General features: G+C 72.8%; 14 protein-coding genes. 11 read left to right on the top strand and 3 right to left on the bottom strand.

What is annotated here, in order from left to right; genetic code table 11:
* Window positions 1-92: 92 nt before the first annotated feature.
* The 10 genes from ACF062_RS08385 to ACF062_RS08340 all read left to right on the top strand — a co-directional run bounded on the left by ACF062_RS08385 (window position 93) and on the right by ACF062_RS08340 (window position 12645).
* Window positions 93-884, top strand: a complete 792-nt coding sequence (locus tag ACF062_RS08385; RefSeq protein WP_392137682.1) for an alpha/beta fold hydrolase — start codon at window positions 93-95, stop codon at window positions 882-884.
* Window positions 881-2212, top strand: coding sequence for a cytochrome P450 (locus ACF062_RS08380; RefSeq protein WP_392136990.1), 1332 nt, complete (start codon window positions 881-883; stop codon window positions 2210-2212). Before ACF062_RS08385 ends, ACF062_RS08380 begins: the two co-directional genes overlap by 4 nt.
* 69 nt (window positions 2213-2281) lie before the next feature.
* Window positions 2282-3550 carry a DUF1266 domain-containing protein gene (locus ACF062_RS08375; protein WP_392136989.1) on the top strand — a complete coding sequence of 423 codons (1269 nt, stop codon included), beginning with the start codon at window positions 2282-2284 and terminating at the stop codon, window positions 3548-3550.
* A gap of 231 nt (window positions 3551-3781) precedes the next feature.
* On the top strand, window positions 3782-4843 hold the full coding sequence (locus tag ACF062_RS08370; RefSeq protein ID WP_392136988.1) for a LacI family DNA-binding transcriptional regulator: 1062 nt from the start codon (window positions 3782-3784) through the stop codon (window positions 4841-4843).
* 28 nt (window positions 4844-4871) lie between these two features.
* Entirely contained in the window at window positions 4872-6386 is a 1515-nt protein-coding gene (locus ACF062_RS08365) for a sugar ABC transporter ATP-binding protein (protein ID WP_392137681.1), read from the top strand.
* Window positions 6376-8331 (top strand): substrate-binding domain-containing protein, encoded by a 1956-nt coding sequence (locus ACF062_RS08360; protein ID WP_392136987.1) that lies wholly within the window; start codon window positions 6376-6378, stop codon window positions 8329-8331. Before ACF062_RS08365 ends, ACF062_RS08360 begins: the two co-directional genes overlap by 11 nt.
* A 43-nt stretch (window positions 8332-8374) precedes the next feature.
* Window positions 8375-9331 (top strand): ribokinase, encoded by a 957-nt coding sequence (locus ACF062_RS08355; protein WP_392136986.1) that lies wholly within the window; start codon window positions 8375-8377, stop codon window positions 9329-9331.
* Window positions 9328-9717 carry a D-ribose pyranase gene (gene rbsD, locus ACF062_RS08350; RefSeq protein WP_392136985.1) on the top strand — a complete coding sequence of 130 codons (390 nt, stop codon included), beginning with the start codon at window positions 9328-9330 and terminating at the stop codon, window positions 9715-9717. Before ACF062_RS08355 ends, rbsD begins: the two co-directional genes overlap by 4 nt.
* Before the next feature lie 208 nt (window positions 9718-9925).
* Window positions 9926-11236, top strand: coding sequence for a M28 family metallopeptidase (locus tag ACF062_RS08345; RefSeq protein WP_392136984.1), 1311 nt, complete (start codon window positions 9926-9928; stop codon window positions 11234-11236).
* 134 nt (window positions 11237-11370) lie between these two features.
* A complete protein-coding gene (locus ACF062_RS08340) occupies window positions 11371-12645 on the top strand; it encodes a hypothetical protein (RefSeq protein WP_392136983.1) in 1275 nt (424 codons plus the stop codon).
* Window positions 12646-13050: 405 nt separating this feature from the next.
* On the opposite strand, the gene ACF062_RS08335 is transcribed toward ACF062_RS08340, so the two are convergent.
* Window positions 13051-15540 (bottom strand): tetratricopeptide repeat protein, encoded by a 2490-nt coding sequence (locus tag ACF062_RS08335; protein WP_392136982.1) that lies wholly within the window; start codon window positions 15538-15540, stop codon window positions 13051-13053.
* A gap of 227 nt (window positions 15541-15767) precedes the next feature.
* Here ACF062_RS08335 and ACF062_RS08330 point away from each other — a divergent pair, with 227 nt between their 5' ends.
* The gene (locus ACF062_RS08330) at window positions 15768-18815 is read left to right on the top strand and encodes a BTAD domain-containing putative transcriptional regulator (RefSeq protein ID WP_392136981.1); all 3048 of its coding nucleotides are present in this window, start codon (window positions 15768-15770) and stop codon (window positions 18813-18815) included.
* A gap of 341 nt (window positions 18816-19156) precedes the next feature.
* Here the strand turns inward: ACF062_RS08330 and msrB are convergent, their stop codons facing one another.
* On the bottom strand, window positions 19157-19564 hold the full coding sequence (msrB, locus tag ACF062_RS08325) for a peptide-methionine (R)-S-oxide reductase MsrB (RefSeq protein ID WP_392136980.1): 408 nt from the start codon (window positions 19562-19564) through the stop codon (window positions 19157-19159).
* Between the two features lie 13 nt (window positions 19565-19577).
* Window positions 19578-20981: a UDP-N-acetylmuramate--L-alanine ligase gene (gene murC, locus ACF062_RS08320; protein WP_392136979.1), complete on the bottom strand. Its 1404-nt coding sequence runs from the start codon at window positions 20979-20981 to the stop codon at window positions 19578-19580.
* Window positions 20982-20993: the final 12 nt, after the last annotated feature.

Raw genomic sequence — 20993 nt, 5'->3', positions numbered from 1 at the left:
CGCGCCCTTGCGCGGTGGTGGAGTTGCGGTCACCGTGGTCGCGGGCCGGCGCCGACCGGCGCCGACCGGACGTGCCGGCGATCGGAGTCGATGTGGCCTCCTTCCTGCTCCCCCACACCCTGCTCGGCGAAGGGCCGCACAAGGTGATCGCGGTCCATGGCTGGTTCGCCGACCGGTCGGCGTACGAACCGGTCCTCGCGGATCTCGACACGGAGTCGTTCCAGTACGCGCTGGTGGACCTGCGCGGCTACGGCGAGGCCAAGGACGCGGTCGGCGCGTACACGACGGCGGAGGGCGCGGCCGATGTCCTCGACCTCGCCGACCGGCTCGGCTGGGAGTGGTTCTCCCTGGTCGGCCACTCGATGGGCGGCAGCGTCGCGCAGCGCGTCGTGGCCGCCGCCCCGCACCGGGTGCGCCGTCTCGTCGGGGTGTCGCCCGTGCCCGCCTCGGGGCTACGGCTGCCGCCCGAGCAGAAGGAGTTGTTCGCCTCCGCCGCGCACACGCCCGAGAACCGGCGCGCGATCATCGACTTCACCACGGGTGGTGTGCGCCCCCGCGCCTGGTTGGACCGCATGGTGGACCGCTCGCTCGCGGTCAGCGACGCCAAGGCGTTCCGCGCCTGGCTGGACTCCTGGGCGGGCGAGGACTTCCACGCCGAGGTCGAGGGGTCCCCCGTGCCCGCGCTCGCCGTCACCGGCGCGCTCGACCCGGCGCTCTCGGCGGACCTGATGCGGAGTACGTGGCTGCGCGCGTACCCGCGAGGGGAGCTTGCGGAGCTGCCCGGCGCGGGGCACTACGCGATGGACGAGGTGCCCCTCGAACTGATCCGCACGGTGGAGGACTTCCTGCGCGCCGACACCGGCCGGGAAGGCTCCGGGGCATGACTGCGCGCGGTGCGACGACGCCGCCCGTGCCCGACGTCTTCGACCCCCGTCTGTACGCGGCGGGGGTCCCCCGCGAGCGCTACCGCGTACTGCGCGACCACCACCCGGTGGCCTGGCAGGAGGAGCCCGGCGTGCTGGGCTGGCCCGCGGGTCCGGGGTTCTGGGCGGTCACCCGGCACGCCGACGTCGTCCGGGTCCTGAAGGACGCGGCCACCTTCTCCTCGTATCTGGGTGCGACCCAGATCCGTGATCCCGACCCCGGCGACCTGCCGTTCATCCGCCGCATGATGCTCAATCAGGATCCGCCCGCGCACGGGCGGTTGCGAAGGCTCGTCAGCCGGGCGTTCACGCCGAAGCGGGTCGCGCGCTTCGAGGCACGGGCGCGCGGGCGGGCGCGCGCCCTGCTCGCCGCGGGTCTGGAGGAGGCACGCGCGGGGGACGGCACCTTCGACGTCGTCACCGCCGTCACCGACGACTACGCCCTGCTCAACCTCGCCGATCTGCTCGGCGTCCCGCCGGCCGACCGCGGCCTCCTGCTGCACTGGACTCGGCGTGTCATCGGCTACCAGGACCCGGATGAGGCGGCCGGGGCCACCGGGGCCGGGACGGCTGGGGCAGCCGAAGCGGCCCCGACGGGCCTCCGCCCCGGCGGCGCTCCCGTCGCCCCCGCCGCCCCCGTCAATCCGCGCTCGCCCGCGATGCTGCGCGACATGTTCGACTACGCGCGGGCGCTGGCCGCGTACAAGCGCGACCACCCCGCCGACGACATCCTGACGACGCTCGCCACGGACGCCGGACTCGCCACCGCCGAACTGGAGATGTTCTTCTTCCTGCTCACCGTCGCGGGCAACGACACCGTGCGCTCCGCGGCGCCGGGCGGGCTGCTCGCGCTCGCCGAGCACCCGGGCGCGTACGAACAACTGCGCCACGGCACGGTCAACGCCGCCACGGCCGTGGACGAACTGCTGCGCGTACATCCGCCGGTGCTCAGTTTCCGGCGCACCGCGGCCCGCGACACGGAGCTGGCGGGGGTGCGGGTGGCGGCCGGGGACAAGGTCGTCGTCTTCCATGCCGCCGCCCACCACGACGAACGCGTCTTCGCCGACCCGCACCGCCTCGACCTGGCCCGTTCGCCCAACCCCCATGTGGCGTTCGGCGAGGGGCCGCACGTCTGCCTGGGCGCGCACTTCGCCCGGCTCCAACTGCGGGTGTTCCACGAGGAGGTGCCCCGCGCCCTGCCCGCGCTGCGGCTCGCGGCGCCGCCCCGGCGGCTGGTCTCGCACTTCATCAACGGCCTGAAGTCGCTGCGGCTGGAGGTCCCCGCGTAAGGTGCAAGATCCATTCGGATGCGCCGGGACGCGCACCCGGCACGCGGACCCGAGACCGGAGTAACGACGATGCACGCGGCAGCCGAGGCCGAGGACGAGTTCCACGACGAGATCTTCCCCTTCGTCCCCGCTCCGGAGGACGGCAGCCGCTGGCAGGCGCCCGCCGACCTCGAAGAGCATCTGTACGAGCTCTGCGAGGCCGACGACGCGTACACGTATCTGCGGGCCGTCGCCGTGGAGGGCCTGTACCGGCCGGTGGCGCTGCACGAGAAGGACCTCGGCGCGGGCGCGAGCCCGCTGCTCACCATCGACCTGCCGGACGGCCGGAAGGCGGCGCAGGTGTACACCGCCGGGCTGCTGCCGCGCCCGCACCCCGCCGTCGTCTATGAGTTCGTCACGCTCGGCGGGCTCGCCGAGGGCTGCCCCGACGACGTCGACATCCTGGTGATCAACGCGGCGACGCCCTGCGAGCAGTACTACCTGACGACCGACGAGGAGCGGGAGGTCTGGGCCGACCTGCACGAGCGCCACCACCGGGACGACGGCCTCGGCGACCGCATCGAGACCCGCCGCACCGGGGCGCCCGAACCCGGCCCGCTGCTGCACGGCCTGGCCTGCGGCGCGCACCTGTGCTTCGCCAACGGCGCCCCGTGGAACACCCTCGACTGGCACGGCGCGGGCCACCACAACGAGGTGGGCCGCCTGGCGGAATCCTGGGGCGTGCACGGCCGCGAGGACTGGCTCGCCGTCCAGGAGCGGCTGCTGACGCGTGAAGTCTCCCCCTGGTACTGGGACTTCGTCCTCGGCGCCCGGCTCGCGGTGATCGCCGAGGTCGGCCCCCGGCTTGACCCGGAGCGCTGGCGGGAGTGCGTCGAGGTCACCTTGCGCAACCGCGTCGTGGAGACGGGCGGCCCCGACACCCCGCACCGGCCGGGCGAGGACCCGGAACTGGACGACTTCGTGACGGCCATGCGCGGCCTGGTCGGGAAGATCCTCCGCTACGAGGCCCGCTTCCGCGCCGACGAGCTCCTGCCGCCCGACGGCTTCGTGCGCACCATCGCGGCCTGGGACATCGGCCGCGCCTCCAAGATGGCCCGCTGGGGCCGGGGCGCGCGGTACGCGACCGAGGCGGAGCTGCGCGCCGCCATCGAGCGGACGTCGCGGGCCGCGCGGTCGGCGTACGGCTCCTGGGAGGAGTTCTCGGCGGGGTACGTCCTGGGCCGCTGCCTCCACTTCGACGAGGAGTCGTTCGGCTCCTGGTACACGGACGTCCTGCACGCCCACCGGGCCCTGACCACGGACCCGGACAGCCCTTGGCTGACGGTGCCGTTCGACTGAGCGGGGGCACCGGGCCGCCCTGGCCCCACGCTCCCGCGGCACGCGCCCGGGCCCCCCGGCACGCCCCGCACAGCCCCGGCACGCCCCGGCCGCTCATCTGAGCCCGCGCTCCCCCGCATGCATCACGATCCGGTCTCACTCGCCCCCAGCTCCCTTTTCCCTCTTGCCAGCGGCCCGTGTAATCGATTCCAATCCTCCGTGTAATCGATTCCACAAGGAGGTGGACCGACGATGGCCTCTACTTCGGTGAGCATCAAGGACGTCGCGGCCGAGGCCGGCGTGTCCGTCGCCACCGTGTCGCGGGTGCTGAACAGCCACCCCTCGGTCAGCCCCGCGTCCCGCGCCCGGGTGGTCGCCGCCGTCGAGGCGCTCGGGTACCGCCCCAACGCCGTCGCCCGCTCCCTGCGCACCGACCAGACCCGCACCCTCGGCCTGGTCATCAGCGACGTGCTGAACCCGTACTTCACCGAGCTGGCCCGTTCCGTCGAGGAGGCGGCCCGCGCGCTCGGCTACAGCGTGATCATCGGCAACGCGGACGAGCGGCCCGAACTCCAGGACCACCACGTACGGACCCTCCTGGACCGGCGGATCGACGGACTGCTGGTCTCCCCCACCGACGGCGGCTCCCCGCTGATGCTGGACGCGGTGCGCGCCGGCACCCCGATGGTCTTCGTGGACCGGTGGATCCCGGGTGTGGACGTCCCCGTCGTCCGCTCCGACGGGCGCCAGGCCGTCCGTGACCTCGTCGCCCACCTGCACGGACTCGGCCACCGCAGGCTCGCCATCATCGCGGGCCCGGCCGCCACGACGACCGGCAGCGAGCGCGTCGAGGCCTTCCGCGACGCCCTGCGCGAGCACGGCATCGCCCTGCCCGACGCCTATATCGGCCAGGGCGACTTCCAGGCCGAGAGCGGGCGCCGCGCCACCGAGCGCTTCCTCGCCCTGCCCGAGCCGCCCGACGTCGTCTTCGCCGCCGACAATCTCATGGCGCTCGGCGCCCTCGACGCCATCCGCGCCCAGGGGCTGCGGGTCCCGCGCGACATCGGGCTCGCGGCCTTCGACGACATCCCGTGGTTCGTGCACACCGACCCGCCCGTCACCGCGATCGCCCAGCCGACCGGTGACCTCGGCAGGGCCGCCGTGCACGCCTTGATCGACCGGATCGAGGGCAGGAGCCCGCGGTCCGTGACCCTGCCCGCCCGCCTCGTCGTCCGGCGTTCCTGCGGCGAGGCCACCGGTGAGTGCGCCGGCGAGGACACCTCCGTACGATCCGAAGGAGCGACCCGTGAGTGACCAGAGCGAGCTGCTCCGCATCGAAGGCATGCGCAAGACGTTCCCCGGTGTCGTCGCGCTCGACTCCGTCGACTTCGATCTGCGCCGCGGCGAGGTGCACGTCCTGCTGGGTGAGAACGGCGCGGGCAAGAGCACCCTCATCAAGATGCTCTCCGGTGCCTACCGCCCCGACAGCGGTCGCATCGTCGTGGCCGGTGAGGACGTACGCATCCATGGCGCGCAGGACGCGGAGCGGCTCGGTATCGCCACGATCTACCAGGAGTTCAACCTCGTACCCGATCTGACGGTCGCCGAGAACATCTTCCTGGGCCGGCAGCCGCGCCGCTTCGGGATGATCGACCGCAAGAAGATGGAGGACGACGCCGAGGCCCTGCTCCGGCGGGTCGGCGTCCAGGTGTCGCCGCGCGCCAAGGTGCGCGAACTGGGCATCGCCCGGCTCCAGATGGTCGAGATCGCCAAGGCGCTGAGCCTGGACGCGCGCGTGCTCATCATGGACGAGCCGACCGCCGTGCTCACCTCCGAGGAGGTCGAGAAGCTCTTCGCCATCGTGCGCGCGCTGCGCGAGGACGGCGTCGGCATCGTCTTCATCACCCACCACCTGGAGGAGATCGCCGCGCTCGGCGACCGCGTCACCGTCCTGCGGGACGGCCGCAGCGTCGACCAGGTGCCCGCCTCCACCCCGGAGGAGGAACTCGTCCGCCTCATGGTGGGGCGCAGCATCGAGCAGCAGTATCCGCGCGAACGCCCGGACGTGGGCCCGCCGTTGCTGTCCGTCGAGGGGCTCACCCGTGACGGCGTCTTCCACGACGTCAGCTTCGAGGTGCGGGCCGGTGAGGTCGTCGGGCTCGCGGGGCTCGTCGGCGCGGGCCGCACGGAGGTGGCGCGCGCGGTATTCGGCGCGGATCCGTACGACGCGGGCAGCGTCGGCGTACGCGGTGAGCGCCTGCCCCGGCACGACGTGAACGCCGCGATGGGCGCGGGCATCGGCCTCGTTCCGGAGGACCGCAAGGGCCAGGGCCTGGTCCTGGACGCGTCCGTGCGGGAGAACCTCGGCCTGGTCACGCTGCGTTCGGCGACCCGGGCCGGGCTCGTGGACCTCAAGGGCCAGGCGAGGGACGCCGCCCGCATCGCCGAGCAGCTGAAGGTGCGCATGGCCGGGCTCGGCCAGCACGTGCGCACGCTCTCCGGCGGCAACCAGCAGAAGGTCGTCATCGGCAAGTGGCTGCTGGCGGACGTCAAGGTGCTGATCCTCGACGAGCCGACGCGCGGCATCGACGTGGGCGCGAAGGTCGAGATCTACCAGCTGATCAACGAACTGACGGCGTCCGGGCACGCCGTCCTGATGATCTCCAGCGACCTGCCCGAGGTGCTCGGCATGAGCGACCGGGTGCTTGTCATGGCGCAGGGCCGGATCGCCGGTGAGCTGAGCGCGGACGAGGCGACGCAGGACGCGGTGATGGCGCTGGCCGTCGGTACGGCGGCCCCATCGGACATACGGAACGAAGAAGAAGCAGAAGAAGCGGAGGGCTCCCGTGGCCACTGAAACCGTGAAGCGTGACGCGGGCGGCGCGGGTGGTGCGGCGACGCTCCGCCGCGTCCTGCTCGACAACGGCGCGCTGAGTGCCCTGATCGTCCTGGTCGTGGCGATGTCGCTGCTCTCCGGTGACTTCCTCACCACGCAGAACCTGCTCAACGTGGGCGTGCAGGCCGCCGTGACGGCGATCCTCGCGTTCGGCGTGACGTTCGTGATCGTCTCGGCGGGCATCGACCTGTCGGTCGGCTCGGTGGCCGCGCTCTCGGCCACCGTCCTTGCCTGGTCGGCGACTTCGGAGGGGCTGCCGGTCTGGCTCGCGGTCGTCCTCGCCGTCGGCACGGGCATGGCGTGCGGGTTCGTCAACGGCCTGCTCGTCTCGTACGGGAAGCTGCCGCCGTTCATCGCGACGCTCGCGATGCTGTCGGTGGCCCGCGGCCTTTCCCTGGTCATCTCGCAGGGCAGCCCGATCCCGTTCCCCGACGCGGTCTCGCACCTCGGTGACACCGTGGGCGGATGGCTGCCGGTCCCGGTGGTCGTGATGGTCGTGATGGGGCTGGTGACGGCCCTGGTGCTCGGCCGGACGTTCATCGGGCGCTCCATGTACGCGATCGGCGGCAACGAAGAGGCGGCCCGCCTCTCCGGCCTGCGCGTCAAGCGGCAGAAGCTCGTCATCTACGCGCTCTCCGGTCTCTTCGCGGCCGTCGCGGGCATCGTGCTCGCCTCCCGCCTGGTCTCCGCGCAGCCGCAGGCCGCGCAGGGGTACGAACTCGACGCCATCGCCGCGGTCGTCATCGGCGGCGCGAGCCTCGCGGGCGGCGTCGGCAAGGCGTCCGGCACGCTCATCGGCGCGCTGATCCTCGCGGTGCTGCGCAACGGCCTCAACCTCCTTTCGGTCTCCGCCTTCTGGCAGCAGGTCGTGATCGGTGTGGTCATCGCGCTCGCGGTCCTGCTGGACACGTTGCGGCGGCGGGCCGGGGCGACCCCCGGGGCCTCCTCGGGCACGTCAGGGGGCGTGCGGGGCAAGGGGCCGCAGGCGCTGAAGTACGCGGTGGCCGCCGTGGTCGTCGCGGCGGTGATCGGCGCGGTGTCCCTCTTCAACTCGGGCTCATCGGGCACGTCGACGAAGGTCGGCATGTCGCTCTCCACCCTCAACAACCCCTTCTTCGTCCAGATGAAGGAGGGCGCGCAGGCCGAGGCGGAGAAGGCGGGCGTCGACCTGACCGTCACCGACGCGCAGAACGACGCCTCCCAGCAGACCAACCAGCTGCAGAACTTCACCGGCGAGGGCGTGAAGTCGATCATCGTCAATCCGGTGGACTCCGACGCGGCGGGCCCGGCCGTGCGCGGCGCCAACAAGCAGGACATCCCGGTGGTCGCCGCCGACCGCGGCGTGAACAAGGCGAAGACGGCCACGCTCGTCGCCTCCGACAACGTGGCGGGCGGCAGGCTGGCGGCGAAGACGCTCGCCGAGAAGCTGGGCGGCAAGGGCAAGGTCGTCGTGCTCCAGGGCACGCCGGGCACCTCCGCGAGCCGCGAGCGCGGGCAGGGCTTCACCGAGGGCATCAAGGCGTACCCCGGCATCGACGTCGTCGCCAAGCAGCCCGCGGACTTCGACCGCACCAAGGGCCTGGACGTCATGACGAACCTCCTCCAGTCCAACAAGGGCGTGAACGGCGTCTTCGCCGAGAACGACGAGATGGCGCTCGGCGCGGTCAAGGCGCTCGGCGCCAAGGCGGGCACGTCCGTGCCGGTGGTCGGCTTCGACGGCACCCCCGACGGGCTGAAGGCGGTCGAGGCGGGCACGCTGTACGCGTCCGTGGCTCAGCAGCCGAAGGAGCTGGGCCGGATCGCCGTGCGCAACGCGGTGCGGGCGGCCGAGGGCAAGCGGGTGCGGGAGCTGGTGAAGGTACCGGTGAAGGTCGTGACGTCGAAGAACGTGCAGGATTTCTCCTGACCACCGCCCCGCGGCAGCACCGTACGAAAGCAGGAAGCAGCACATGAACGACAACCACGCCGGCAGCACCGGCGACGCGGATTACGAGCTGCTCGTCGTGGGCTCCGCCAACGCCGATCTGGTGGTCGGCGTGGAGCGGCGCCCCGCGGCGGGCGAGACGGTCCTCGGCTCCGACCTGGCCGTCCACCCCGGCGGCAAGGGCGGCAACCAGGCGGTCGCCGCCGCCCGGCTCGGCGCCCGCACGGCGCTGCTCGCCCGGGTCGGCGACGACGCCCACGGCACGTTGCTGCTGGACGCGCAGCGCGCGGCCGGCGTGGACACCGCCGGTGTCCTGGTGGGCGGCGCGCCCACCGGCGTCGCGCTGATCACGGTCGATCCGTCGGGCGACAACAGCATCGTGGTCTCGCCCGGCGCCAACGCCCGCCTCACTCCCGAGGACATCCGCGCGGCGGGCCCTGTGCTCGCGGCGGCGCGGGTCGTCTCCAGCCAGTTGGAGATCCCGCTGGAGACGGTCGCCGAGGTGGTCCGCGGCTTGCGGCCCGGCGCCCGCTTCGTCCTGAACCCCTCGCCGCCGGCGCCGCTGCCCGCCGAGGTCCTCGCCGCCTGCGACCCGTTGGTGGTCAATGAGCACGAGGCGCGCGTGATCCTCGGCGAGGACGCGGGCGGGGCTCCGGAGGACTGGGCGCGGGGGCTGCTCGCGCTCGGGCCCCGCTCGGTGGTGATCACGCTGGGCGCCGAGGGGGCGCTCACCGCGGACGGCTCGGCGGGGTCTCCCGTACGGGTGCCGAGTCCGAGGGTCGACGCGGTGGACACGACCGGCGCGGGCGACGCCTTCACCGCGGCCCTCGGCTGGCGTCTCGGCCTCGGCGAGGATCTGCCGACGGCGGCCGCGTACGCGGTCCGGGTGGGGGCGGCGGCGGTCACCCGTAAGGGAGCGCAGGCCTCCTACCCGACGGCCTCGGAACTTCCGGCGGCCGCCCCGGGGGTCCCGTCACCGTGAAGAAGTCGGGCATACTGAACCGCCATCTCGCGGGCGCGCTCGCGGAGTTGGGGCACGGCGACACGGTCCTGGTCTGCGACGCGGGCATGCCGATCCCGGCGGGCCCGCGCGTGGTGGACCTGGCGTTCCGGGCCGGGGTCCCCGCCTTCGCGGAGGTCCTCGACGGCCTGCTCGCCGAGCTGGTGGTGGAGGGCGGGACGGCGGCGCGCGAGATCCGGGGGGCGAACCCGCAGGCGGCGCTGCTGCTGCGCGAGAGCCTGCCGGCGCTGGAGATGGTCGCCCACGAGGAGCTAAAGGGCCTCTCCGCGAGCGCCCGCCTCGTGGTCCGCACCGGCGAGGCCCGCCCGTACGCGAATGTGCTGTTGAGGTGCGGGGTCTTCTTCTGACGCCGTCCTGCACCGAGCGGAGGCCGCCGAGCCGTCCGCTATACGGACGCCGCTGACCGTATTCTGACCGGTTTCCTCTCTTGACGGGAGATCGTCGCGCCCTCAACATCAGGCAACGCACAGCTCCAAAGGCGCCCCGCGGCACCCGCGTCGCGGGGCGTTCCGCACGTTCCGTCCCCCTCGCTGTTCGGAATACGGAGCCCCACACATGAATCTCTTCAGACGTGCGGCCGTCGGTGCCGCCACCCTGGCCATCGGCGGCCTGCTCGCCACCGCCGCTCCCGCCACCGCCGCGCCCGCCGCCCCGTCACCCGCGCTCGCGGCACCCGACCTCCCGCTCGCCAACGTCAAGGCACACCTCTCGCAGCTCCAGTCCATAGCCTCGGCCAACGGCGGCAACCGCGCGCACGGCCGCCCCGGCTACAAGGCCTCCATCGACTACGTGAAGGGCAAGCTGGACGCGGCCGGATTCACCACGACCGTCCAGCAGTTCACGTCCGGCGGCGCCACGGGCTACAACCTCGTCGCGGACTGGCCGGGCGGCGACCCGAACAAGGTCCTGATGGCGGGCGCGCACCTCGACAGCGTCTCCTCCGGGCCCGGCATCAACGACAACGGCTCGGGCTCGGCGGGTGTCCTGGAGACGGCGCTCGCGGTCTCCCGCGCGCAGCTCAAACCGACGAAGCACCTGCGGTTCGCCTGGTGGGGCGCCGAGGAGCTGGGCATGGTCGGCTCCCGCCACTACGTGAACAACCTCCCCACGGCGGAGCGTTCAAAGGTCAGCGGCTATCTGAACTTCGACATGATCGGCTCGCCGAACGCCGGCTACTTCGTCTACGACGACGACCCGGTCATCGAGAAGACGTTCAAGGACTACTACGCCGGCCTCAGCGTCCCGACGGAGATCGAGACCGAGGGCGACGGCCGCTCCGACCACGCCCCGTTCAAGAACGTCGGCATCCCCGTCGGCGGCCTGTTCAGCGGCGCCGAGCGCGCCAAGTCCAGTGCGCAGGCGCAGAAGTGGGGCGGCACGGCGGGCCAGGCCTTCGACCGCTGCTACCACTCGTCGTGCGACACCACGACGAACGTCAACGACACCGCCCTGGACCGCAACAGCGACGCCATCGCGCACGCCGTCTGGACCCTCGGCACGGACACCCCGGTCCCGCCCGGTGACGCGTACGAGAACACCACGGACGTCACCATCCCGGACAACGGCGCCGCGGTGACCTCGACGGTGAACGTGACCGGCCGCACGGGCAACGCCCCGGCCGCCCTCAAGGTGGACGTCGACATCCGCCACACCTGGCGGGGCGACGTGGTGATCGACCTCCTCGCCCCGGACGGCACCGCGTACCGCCTGAAGGGTTCCAGCGGCAACGACTCGGCGGACAACGTCATCGCGACGTACACGGTCGACGCGTCGAGCGAGAGCGCCAACGGCGCGTGGAAGCTGCGGGTGCAGGATGTCGCGGCGCAGGACACCGGCTACATCAACAGCTGGAAGCTGACGTTCTAACCGGCGTCCGCTCGCCCCACGGATCCGCGCTGCAAGGATTCCGCAAGCACCGCGCAAGCCTTCCGCCCGGACTTCGGGGCACCCCCCGGCCAAGCCCGAACACCCAACGGGAGCCAATACCACCGGGGGACACCATGGCGGTTGAGCACAGCACCACCTCCACGGAGCCGTTACCCGGGTCCGGAGCCCTCTCCGGACCCGGGCACGACGCGCAGTGGCTGACCCTGACCCACTGCAAGCGCGTCCTCGTCGTCGTCCACACCGAGGTCTACGGCAGCCGGCTGCGGGACGTGCTCCCGCTGCTGGAGTCGGACCTGCGGATCCAGACCCACTTCACCATCGCTCCACACGCCTTCAACGCGGGAGCGGAGCGCATCCTTCGCGCACTGAACAGCACGGTGCTGCCCTGGGAAGAGGCGGTGCGCCGGGAGTTCGACCTGGTGCTCGCGGCCGGTTCCCAGGGCATCGACCGGCTGCGCGGCCCCCTGCTGCGGATGCCGCACGGGGCGGGCCACATCAAGCTGTCCCGTACGACGGACGACCGCGATCCGGGGGCGCCGCGCACCGTCGGGGAGCTGGGGCGGCAGTATCTGACCCGTGACGGCAAGGTGGTGCCGAAGGCGCTGGCCCTCGCGCACCGCGAGGATCTGGCCACCTTGGCCCGCACCTGCCCCGAGGCGCTGCCGGTGAGCGAGGTGGTGGGCGACGCCTGTCACGACCGGATCGTGGCGAGCCTGCCGCTGCGCCGGCGCTACCGTACGGCCCTCGGCCTGCGCCGGGGACAGCGGCTGGTCCTCGTCTCCTCCACCTGGGGGCTCGGCTCGTCGTTCAACCGCCTGGACGCCCTCCTGCCCCGGCTGCTGACGGAGCTCGACCCCGCACGGCACCGCATCGCGGTCCTGGTGCACCCCAACGTCTGGTCCGGGCACGGCGACTGGCAGGTCCGGTCGTGGCTGGCCGGTGCCGAACGGCGGGGCATCACCGTGCTGCCACCGGAAACGGACTGGCGCATTCCGCTCATCGCCGCCGACTGGGTGCTCGGTGACCACGGCTCGGTGACGCTGTACGCCACGCTCACCCGCGCGGTCATCCTGCTGACCCGCTACCCCGGCGCCGACGTCAACCCCGACTCCCCCGCGGCGGAACTGGCCACGACCGCGCCCGCCCTGTCCCCGGCGCACCCGCTGCCGGAGCAGCTCGCCTACGCGCGCGCCGAGTACCCCGCCGAGGAGTACGCGCGGATCGGGCGGCGCATCTCCTCGGAGCCGGGCCGGTTCGCCCGCAACACACGCAGGCTGATGTACCGGATCCTCGGGATCGGGCAGCCCGCCTACGAGGCGTCGCTGCCGGTGCTGCCGGTCCCGGCCGCGCGGATGGCCACGGGAGCCCCCGACGGGATCCCGGCATGAGAACACCCGCCGAGTCCATCGCACCGTCCTGTGCAACAGCCCCGGCAGATCCCTTCGATCCGTTGATCGTCTGCCTCGACTGCCCCCGGCCGTGCCACGTCACGGGCCGCCCCGGAGGCGAACGGTGGCGGCAGTGCGCCGACGTGCTCTACGCGGGCCGCCCGCGCCCCTGCCCCGACACGGCGCCGCTGGCCCTGCGCGCCCTGGAGCGCTATCCCGGCTGCCTGCTGGTGGTGGTCCGCCGGGCGGGCGGCACTCAGGTGACGCACGCCCGCCGGGGCTCCCGGCGGGCCGGGCCGTCCGTGGAGACGAGGGGCCTGGCGGGACGGGACGTCGTATCCCTGTTGCGCGCGTGGTACGCGGACCTGCTGCCGAAGCGGCCCGCGGCCCCGAGGACCCAAGCCCTCAGTCCAGACCCCCCGGGCCCAGACCACTCAGACGGTCTTCGAGCCGCCGCACATCAGGAGCGCTGACACTCCGATAGCGGGCCAGGGCATGGCCGTACCAGACCCTGGCCCGCTCCGTCTCGCCCCGCTCCTCGGCCGCCTCGCCGAGCATCTCCAGGACGCGGCCCTGCCAGTGCACGGAGCCGGTCGCCTCGAACTCGCCGAGGGCTTCCGTCAGTTGCGTCTTCGCCGCCTCCACCGCGGTCGCGTCGTCGCCCGCGCACCTCAGCGCGGCCTGGCCGAGGAAGGCCAGGGCGCGGGCGGCGTCGTAGGGGTCGTCCTCGGACAGCAGGGCCGCCCTGGCTGCGGCCAGTTCGGGCAGCGCCTCCTCGGGACGTCCGGCGGCCAGCGCCACGTCGCCGAGGCAGATCCGGGTCAGGGCCGCCCCGCGCGTGTATCCGATCGCCTCGCGCAGCGGCAGCGCCAGTCGGAAGCAGCGCAGGGCCTCGGCCAGCCGGCCGGCCAGGCGGTGGGACTGCCCCAGGCCGTGCAGCGCCTGCGCCTCGGCCCGGCGGGCGGCCGTCAGGGCGTCCGGGCCACCCGGGCCGGGGAGCTGCTCCCGCGCCGCCACTCTCTCCCGCGCCACCTCCAGCGCCTGCTCGAACCAGCCGACCGCCTCGTCGGGCCGGCCCGCGTTGCGCAGCCCGGCGCCGCCGGAGGTGAGCATCTGGCTCTCGGCCTCCCTGTCCCCCGCCCGGCGGGCCGCGGCGAGCCCGATCTCATGGGCCTCGACCCACAACTCGTACGGGCGAAGGCGGAGGAAGAGCGGCCACATGGCGTCGGCGAGCATCCACGCCGTGTCGTGCCAGCCGTGCTCGGCGGCGGTACGCAACGCCGCCATCAGATGAGCCCGTTCGGTGTCGAGCCAGTCGAGCGCGCCGCGCGCGTCGGCGAAGGGCGGGGGCGGTGCCGGGCGGCGGTCGTAGCGGCGCGGCAGGATCCGGTGGCTGGGTGTGAGGAGGGCCTCCGCCTCGGTCGCGGCGTACAGGTAGAAGTCCACGACGCGCCGCACCGCCGCCCCGCTGCCGGTGGGCCCCTCGTGTGTGGCGGCGAGCTGCCCCGCGTGCGCCCTGACGAGGTCGTGGAAGCGGTAGCGGCCGCTCCCCGTGCGGGGGTCGGGGCCGAGGTCTTCGAGGAGGTTCACCTCGGCCAGCTCGTCCAGCAGCTGATCCGCCTCCCGCGTGCGCAGCGCGCAGGCCGCGGCGGCGGCCTCGACGCCGATCAGCGGCACGGGGGCCAGGCCCAACCGCCGGTAGCCACGCGCGAGTTCGGGGCTTAGCAGGCGGTACGAGGCGTCGAGGGCGCCCCGCACGGCGTACTCCCCCTCGACGCGCAGCACGTCCAGCGCGCCGCCCGCGCCGCCCCCCAGCGCGCCCGCCATCGCCGCCAGTGGCTGGCGCGGGCGCGACGCCATCCGCGCCGCCGCGACGCACACGGCGAGCGGCAGGCCCGCGCAGGCCTCGGCCACCGCCAGGGCGGCCTCGGGCTCCCGGGTGACGCGGTCGGCGCCGATCCGGCGGCGGAGCAGCTCCACCGCGTCGCCGGTGCCGAGCACGTCCAGCGGGTGGAACGTCGCGCCGTCCATGCCGAGGCCGCTCAGCCGCCCCCGGCTCGTCACCGCCGTCAGCGCCCGAGCGCCGCCGGGCAGCAGCGGGCGGACCTGCGCGGCACTGAGCGCGTTGTCCAGGAGCACGGCGATGCGGCTGCCGGCGGTCGCCGAGCGCCACAGGGCGGCCTGCTCCCCCAGGTCGGCGGGGAGGCGCTCCTGCCCGAGGGCGCGCAGGAACTGCCCGAGCAGTTCCCCCGGCCGGGCGGGTCCGCCCTCGGAGTGGCCGCGCAGATCGGCGTAGAGCTGGCCGTCGGGGAAGGCGTCGGCAAGGCCGAGCAGCCAGCGCCTGGCCAGCGTGGTCTTGCCGACCCCGGCGGGACCGCTGATGACCGCGATGACCGGCGCCCCCGGTGAGTCCGCCGCCCGCTGGTCCAGGTCGGCCAGTTCGCGCACCCGGTCGGTGAAGTGGTCCGGTACGGGCAGCAGTTGGCGCGGGACGTCGAAGCCGCGGGGCACGGCGGGGGCGGCCGGGGCGGGGTGGATGTGCACGTCGCCGTGGATGCCGTGGGCCTGGATGGCGGTGCCCTGGACACGGGCCGACCCGTCGATGGAGTTGCCGGCCCGCGCGGGGGCGGGGCTGAGGGTGGCGGTGATCCAGTGCCGCAACTCCCGCGCCAGCTCCGGGCGGTGCGCGGCCTGCTGCGCCAGGGCGGCGCTCAGCGTCCGTGCGGTCTCGCCGGGGTCCTCGGCCGGCTCCGCCGACTCCCACGCGCGGAGCAGATCGGCGGTGGCGGGGTCCACCGACGCGCTCACCGCGTCGAGCAGCGCGCGCCGTGCCCTGGGCCGGGCGGCCGCCAGTGTCAGGGCGGCCGTCAATTCCAGGGCCGTCACCTGGTCCATCGCGCCGCCTCCCCCGAGATCCACGGCTCACGCCGTTTCAGCGTCCTACCCGCAGGGCGCTCACGTCAGACCGAACGCCCCTACCGAACACCTCACCAAGAAGAGTGACCAAGCCAAAACAAGCCAATGAAGTGAACGAATGACCGTCACTATTTGAACGATATCGACCTCATGCGATTCTTTGACGCTCATTCATAGCGCAGGCCGACCGGTGGACGGGGGCACTCGTGAAGCTCGGCATTCGCGTCCTGGGAACCGTCGCCCTGGAATACGACGGGCGAATCGATCTCCTCGGCTCCGCGAAAGAGCGCCTCGCCTTGGCGGCGCTGGCCCTTGACGCGGGCCGCCCCGTCTCCCTGGACACCCTGATCCACCGCCTGTGGGACGACTCGCCGCCCGCCAAGGCGCGCGCGGGACTGCACACCTACGCGGCCCGGATCCGCCGGCGGCTGCGCGAGGGCACCGGCGACGACCTGCTCGTCCAGCGAGCCCACACCTACCTGCTCGACGTCCGCCCCGAGCAGGTCGACTGCCACCGGTTCGAGCAGATCGCCGCCCGGGCCCGCACCCTGGCCGACGGCGCGGACGACACCGCGGCCCTCGGCCTGCTGCGGGAGGCGGCGGACCTGTGGCGCGGAGAGCCGCTGGCCGGGCTCGGCGGCCTGTGGGCCGAGAGCGTCCGCGCGAGCCTGTCCCAGAAGCGGCTCGCCGCCCAGCTGACCCGGATCGAGGCCGAACTGCGCCGGGGCCACTACGCCGAACTCGTCCCCGACATCGCCGCGCTCCTCGATCGGCATCCCGGCGACGAGACCCTCGCCGCCCTGCTCATGACCGCGACCTACGGCTGCGGCAGACAGGCCGAAGCCCTGCACGTGTACGACACCGTCCGCCGCCAGCTGCGTGAGCACCTCGGCACCGACCCGGGCGAGGCGCTCACGCGGCTGCACCGCCTCGTGCTGAACGGCGCCCCGGCGCGGCAGCTGCTCCCTCGCCAGGAGCCGGCCACCACCGCCCCGCACACCTTGCCGCGCCACGCCGAACTGGTGGGCCGCGAGGAGGAGTTGGCGGCCATCGTCCACGCGGCACAGCGGGGCGACGGCGGCGTGATCGCGTTGCAGGCCATCTCGGGCATGGCGGGGATCGGCAAGACGCTGCTCGCGCTGCACGCGGCCCGGCGCCTGGAACCCCTGTTCCCCGACGGCCAGCTCCACCTCGACCTGCGCGCCCACTCCCCGGGCCGCACCCCCCTCTGCGCCACGTCCGCCCTCGGGGCACTGCTGCGCATGCTCGGGGTCCCCGCGTCGGACCTGCCGGGCCGGCTCGACGAACTCGTCAGCCTCTGGCGTACGTTGCTCAGCCACCGCCGCGCCGTCATCGTCCTGGACGACGTGGCCGACGCCGAGCACGTGAAACCCCTGCTCCCCGGCCCCTCCCCCTCGCTGATGATCGTCACCAGCCGCCGCCGGCTCTCCGGGCTGCCCGGAGTCCGGCCGGTCCTGCTCGACGTACTACCCGAGGAGGACGCCGTCGCCCTGTTCCGGGAGCTGGCCGGTGAGGGCCGCACGCCGCGCGTCCGCGAGGTCGCCGCCATCGTCCGGCTCTGCGGACGGCTTCCGCTGGCCACCGAGATCGCCGCGAGACGCCTGGCCTCCCGCCCCTCCTGGACGACCGGCCACCTGCTGCACCGGCTCACCCACGGGCACGGCAGGCTGCGCGAGATCCGCGACGGCAACCAGGAGATGGCCCGCGCCTTCGAGGTCTCCTACTCCACGCTCCATCCCGAGGAAAGATCCGTTTTCCGGCTTCTCGGCCTGCAACTCGGAACGGATTACGACGCGTTCAGCACGGCCGCGCTCACCGATCTCGCATTCGATCACGCGGAGCGCACCCTCGAAGGCCTCCTCGACGCCCATCTCATTCAGGAACCGGCACCCGACCGATACACCACTCATGATCTTCTCGGGGAATACTCGCGCATGCTGGCGGCATCCGAACTGGGGCCCGCCGAACGGGAAAGCGCCCAGCGCCGATTGATCGATTTCTACGTACAGGCATCCGACGCGGCGGACCGGCTCATCGCCCCTCGCCGCCCGCGTCCGCAACTTCCCCGGCGCCTTTGCGCCTACCGGATACCCGCGTGGAGCGGCGCCGCCGACGCCCGGCGCTGGCTGACCTCGGAGTGCTCCGCGCTGATCGCGGCGGAACGCCACTGCCGGGCGCACGGCCGGCCGCACGAGGCGGCGCTGCTCGCCGGATCCCTCGCGGGCTTCCTGCTGGAGGAGCGGCACTCGGCCGACACCCAGGGCATGCACCGGGCGGCCGCGGAGCACTGGCGGACCGTCGCCCACCCGGAGGCCGAGGTGTACGCCCTGGTCGACCAGGGCACCGCGCTGTCGCGGAGCGGACAGTACGCCCAGGCCCTGACCGTCCTCGGGCGAGCGTTGCGCACGGCACGGACCATCGGCGACACGGCGGTGGCGGAGGTGCTCCACGCGCGGGGCGTACTGCTGTGGAACCTCGGCCACCTGCCGGAGGCGCTCGCCGACCAGGAGGAGACCCTCGCGCTGCGGACACGTGCGGACGATCCATGGCAGATCGCACGATCCCGCAACAACCTCGGCATCACGCACCTGTACCTGGGTGATTTCACGGCCGCCCGTGATCATTTCCATTCGGCGCTCGACATGTTCCGCACGGCGGGCGACGCGCATGAAGAGGCCCATGTGCTCAATAATCTGTCGGATCTCAAGCTGCACATCGGCGAAAGGGAATCCGCGCGGAAATACCTCCAGGAGGCGCGGAAACTACTCGCGGTTTCCGGCACCGCCGCGGAGCATGCCATGGCGCAGGTCAATCTCGCGAATACCATGGATTCCCCGCGGGAACTCCCTGCCATGCTCGACCTGTACCAGGATTCCCTCAGCGCGTTTCAGCGTCTGGGAGACCGGCGCAATGCGTCGATAACCCTGCATGGAATGGGCCTCGCCCTGCACGCGGCGGCCCGCTTCGAGGAGTCGACGGATCATCACTCCCGGGCCCTGGATCTCGCGCGGAGCATCGGCTCGGCACACGAGGAAGCGCAGGCCCTGCGTGGTCTGGGGGCGGCCGAGCACCGCCTGGGCCGCACGGCATCGGCGGCGGACCACCTCGCCGCGGCGGTGGCCGTGGCCGAACGCACGGGTGCGGCGGACGAGGCGGCCCGGGCGCGGGCCGCGTTGGCGGAGATAAGGACGGAATCGGTCATTCCGGATGGAAATCCCGGGCATCGGGTCTGAATTCCCAGGGATCTCCAATTTCTCTCACGAACGCCACTCGGGGACGGTACCTTCAACCCGTCAACAACCCGCATGACCGAGAGTGGAGTTCATCCGCACATGGCAGGTACGCAATACAGGAGAACCTCGAAGTACGTCCGGCTCGCCACCATCGCCGGGCTCGCAGTACCCGCCGTGGGAGTACTGATTTGTATGCCCTCAGGGGGCTCCACCGCTGAAGCGAACGCCGGGAAGAACCCCGCTCGCACCGCCGCTCCCCACCCGGGAGGGCCCCGCGCCTGACCGCGCACGCACGCACGGCGGCGGTGATCCCGCCGCCGTGCTCACAAGCCGTGCCCCGCTCAGTCCTCGTCCGCCGTCAGCCGCAGCGAGATCGAGTTGATGCAGTACCGCTGATCCGTCGGCGTCGGATACCCCTCGCCCTCGAAGACATGGCCGAGGTGCGACCCGCACCGCGCACACCGCACCTCCGTGCGCACCATGCCGTGCGAGGTGTCCTGGAGCAGTTCGACCGCGTCCGTGTCCTTGGGGTCGAAGAAGCTCGGCCAGCCGCAGTGCGACTCGAACTTCTCCGCCGAGGTGAACAGCTCCGCGCCGCACGCGCGGCAGGAGTAGACACCCTTGGTCTTGGTGTCCGTGTACTCACCGACGAAGGCGGGTTCCGTGCCGGCCTGGCGCAGCACCGCGTACTCCGAGGGGGTCAGCTCCGCCCGCCACTGCTCGTCCGGCTTCTCGACGTCGTACGCCATGGGTGACATCCCCTTACTTCGACAAGTGGGCCAGGATCCGCGGGCCGAGGTCCGTGACGTCGCCCGCTCCCATGGTCAGAACGAGATCACCGGGCTTCGCCATTCCCGCGATCGCCGCCACGGCCGCGTCCTTGTCCGCAGCGGCCGCCACCTCGGCGCCCGCCGCGCGGGCCGCGTCGATGATCAGGGCGCTGGTGACGCCGGGGATCGGGTCCTCGCGGGCGGGGTAGATGTCGAGGACCACCGAGGAGTCGGCGAGGGCGAGGGCCTGGCCCATCTCGGTGCCCAGTTCCTGGGTGCGCGAGAAGAGGTGGGGCTGGAAGAGGACGAGGATGCGGGAGTCGCCCGCGGCGGAGCGCATCGCCTCCAGGTCGGCCGTCATCTCCGTCGGGTGGTGCGCGTACGAGTCGATGACCTGCACGCCCGCGGCCTCGCCCTTGAGCTGGAGGCGGCGCTTGACGCCGGTGTACGACTTCAGGGCGCCCGCGAGGTTCCGGGACGGGATGCCGAGGGCGATGCCCGCCGCGAGGGCGGCGACCGCGTTGTTCGCGTAGTGGCGGCCGGGCACCGAGACCGTGAAGGTCAGCAGCTTGCCGTCGAGGAGAACGGTGACCTCGCTGGTCAGGCCGCGCGCGGTGATCTTGTGGATGCGCAGGTCGGCGCCCTCGGACTCGCCGTACGTGACGACCTTCAGCTCGCCCAGGTCCCGCACGCGCTTGGTCAGCTCGACGGCGCCCGCCTGGTCCGCCGAGATCACCAGCGTGCCGCCGGGGACGACCTTGCCCGCGAAGATCTCGAAGGACTCGTAGATCTCGTCCATCGACGCGTAGTTGGCGTGGTGGTCGAGCTCCACGTTGAGGACGATGGCGACCTCGGGCGCGTACTTGTGGAAGCTGCGGTCGCTCTCGTCGGCCTCGGCGACGAAGATGTCGCCCTCGCCGTGCAGGGCGTTCGACCCCGGCACGTCCAGGTCACCGCCGATCGCGTACGACGGGGCGAGGCCGAGGGTGGCGAGCGTGACGGCGAGCATCGACGTCGTCGTGGTCTTGCCGTGCGTACCCGCCACGGCGATCGGGCGCCGGCCGTTCATCAGGGAGGCCAGGGCGTCCGAGCGGTGCACCACGGGGATGCCGAGCTCGGCGGCGCGGGCCAGCTCGGGGTTGTCGGCGCGGATCGCGGAGGAGACGACGACGCAGGTCGCGTCGGACGCGAGGTGCGCGGCGTCGTGCCCGATGTGGACCGTGACGCCGAGCGCCCGCAGCGCCTCGGCCGTGGCGGACTCCCGGGCGTCACTGCCCGCGACCTTGGCGCCGCGCTGGGCCAGGATCTTCGCGATGCCCGACATTCCGGCGCCGCCGATGCCGATGAAGTGCGGTCGGTCCATGTCGGCCATGGACTGGGGCAGGCCGGATGCCATGCGTGTGTCTCC

It is taken from the genome of Streptomyces sp. NPDC015345 (assembly GCF_043078805.1).
Taxonomy (GTDB): Bacteria; Actinomycetota; Actinomycetes; order Streptomycetales; family Streptomycetaceae; genus Streptomyces.
Note: the sequence above shows the minus strand (reverse complement) of the source record. Positions and strands in the feature narration are given on the sequence as shown.

Coding starts and splice junctions, on each gene's coding strand:
- ACF062_RS08380 (WP_392136990.1), top strand. CDS start 881: ATGACTGCGCGCGGTGCGACGACGCCGCCCGTGCCCGACGTCTTCGAC.
- ACF062_RS08375 (WP_392136989.1), top strand. CDS start 2,282: ATGCACGCGGCAGCCGAGGCCGAGGACGAGTTCCACGACGAGATCTTC.
- ACF062_RS08370 (WP_392136988.1), top strand. CDS start 3,782: ATGGCCTCTACTTCGGTGAGCATCAAGGACGTCGCGGCCGAGGCCGGC.
- ACF062_RS08365 (WP_392137681.1), top strand. CDS start 4,872: ATGCGCAAGACGTTCCCCGGTGTCGTCGCGCTCGACTCCGTCGACTTC.
- ACF062_RS08355 (WP_392136986.1), top strand. CDS start 8,375: ATGAACGACAACCACGCCGGCAGCACCGGCGACGCGGATTACGAGCTG.
- ACF062_RS08345 (WP_392136984.1), top strand. CDS start 9,926: ATGAATCTCTTCAGACGTGCGGCCGTCGGTGCCGCCACCCTGGCCATC.
- ACF062_RS08340 (WP_392136983.1), top strand. CDS start 11,371: ATGGCGGTTGAGCACAGCACCACCTCCACGGAGCCGTTACCCGGGTCC.
- ACF062_RS08335 (WP_392136982.1), bottom strand. CDS start 15,540: ATGGACCAGGTGACGGCCCTGGAATTGACGGCCGCCCTGACACTGGCG.
- msrB (WP_392136980.1), bottom strand. CDS start 19,564: ATGGCGTACGACGTCGAGAAGCCGGACGAGCAGTGGCGGGCGGAGCTG.
- murC (WP_392136979.1), bottom strand. CDS start 20,981: ATGGCATCCGGCCTGCCCCAGTCCATGGCCGACATGGACCGACCGCAC.